This window comes from Streptomyces sp. NPDC051913, from assembly GCF_044593635.1.
In the GTDB taxonomy this organism is placed as follows: Bacteria; Actinomycetota; Actinomycetes; order Streptomycetales; family Streptomycetaceae; genus Streptomyces.
This window is the reverse complement of sequence record NZ_JBIUCI010000047.1, coordinates 1,541-3,300: the sequence shown is the minus strand read 5'-3', so window position 1 is coordinate 3,300 and position 1,760 is coordinate 1,541. Positions and strand designations below refer to the sequence as shown.

Annotated in this window: 1 rRNA gene (cut by a window edge); it reads left to right on the top strand. The window is 57.8% G+C overall.

The annotated features are described in order from the left end of the window. Nucleotides 1-57: 57 nt before the first annotated feature. Nucleotides 58-1,760: ribosomal RNA gene (locus ACIHIX_RS47845) — 23S ribosomal RNA — on the top strand (it continues 1,494 nt past the right edge of the window).

The following is a 1,760-nucleotide window of genomic DNA, read 5'->3' as shown; positions in this document are numbered from 1 at the left end:
AGGGTGATGGGTGGCTGGTCGTTGTTTGAGAACTGCACAGTGGACGCGAGCATCTGTGGCCAAGTTTTTAAGGGCGCACGGTGGATGCCTTGGCACCAGGAACCGATGAAGGACGTGGGAGGCCACGATAGTCCCCGGGGAGTCGTCAACCAGGCTTTGATCCGGGGGTTTCCGAATGGGGAAACCCGGCAGTCGTCATGGGCTGTCACCCATACCTGAACACATAGGGTATGTGGAGGGAACGCGGGGAAGTGAAACATCTCAGTACCCGCAGGAAGAGAAAACAACCGTGATTCCGGGAGTAGTGGCGAGCGAAACCGGATGAGGCCAAACCGTATGCGTGTGAGACCCGGCAGGGGTTGCGCATGCGGGGTTGTGGGATCTCTCTTCTGTCGTCTGCCGGCGACAGGACGAGTCAGAAACCGTATGGATAGGCGAAGGACATGCGAAAGGTCCGGCGTAGAGGGTAAGACCCCCGTAGTCGAAATCTGTACGGCTCGTTTGAGAGACACCCAAGTAGCACGGGGCCCGAGAAATCCCGTGTGAATCTGGCGGGACCACCCGCTAAGCCTAAATATTCCCTGGTGACCGATAGCGGATAGTACCGTGAGGGAATGGTGAAAAGTACCGCGGGAGCGGAGTGAAATAGTACCTGAAACCGTGTGCCTACAAGCCGTGGGAGCGTCGGACATCAAGCTTGCTTGGTGTCTCGTGACTGCGTGCCTTTTGAAGAATGAGCCTGCGAGTTTGCGGTGTGTTGCGAGGTTAACCCGTGTGGGGAAGCCGTAGCGAAAGCGAGTCCGAATAGGGCGGTGGAGTAGCACGCTCAAGACCCGAAGCGGAGTGATCTAGCCATGGGCAGGTTGAAGCGGAGGTAAGACTTCGTGGAGGACCGAACCCACCAGGGTTGAAAACCTGGGGGATGACCTGTGGTTAGGGGTGAAAGGCCAATCAAACTCCGTGATAGCTGGTTCTCCCCGAAATGCATTTAGGTGCAGCGTCGTGTGTTTCTTGCCGGAGGTAGAGCACTGGATAGGCGATGGGCCCTACCGGGTTACTGACCTTAGCCAAACTCCGAATGCCGGTAAGTGAGAGCGCGGCAGTGAGACTGTGGGGGATAAGCTCCATGGTCGAGAGGGAAACAGCCCAGAGCATCGACTAAGGCCCCTAAGCGTACGCTAAGTGGGAAAGGATGTGGAGTCGCACAGACAACCAGGAGGTTGGCTTAGAAGCAGCCACCCTTGAAAGAGTGCGTAATAGCTCACTGGTCTAGTGATTCCGCGCCGACAATGTAGCGGGGCTCAAGCGTACCGCCGAAGTCGTGTCATTGCAGCATATAGCCCTAACGGGTGTTGTGATGGGTAGGGGAGCGTCGTGTGCCGGGTGAAGCTGCGCCGGAAGGCAGTGGTGGACGGTTCACGAGTGAGAATGCAGGCATGAGTAGCGATTCACACGTGAGAAACGTGTGCGCCGATTGACTAAGGGTTCCTGGGTCAAGCTGATCTGCCCAGGGTAAGTCGGGACCTAAGGCGAGGCCGACAGGCGTAGTCGATGGATAACCGGTTGATATTCCGGTACCCGCTGTGAAGCGTCAAACATCGAACCAGGCGATGCTAAGGCCGTGAAGCCGCCCCGGAGCCTTCGGGCAAAGGGGAGTGGTGGAGCCGCCGAACCAGACTTGCAGTAGGTGAGTGATGGGGTGACGCAGGAAGGTAGTCCATCCCGGGCGGTGGTTGTCCCGGGGTAAGGGTGTAGGACGG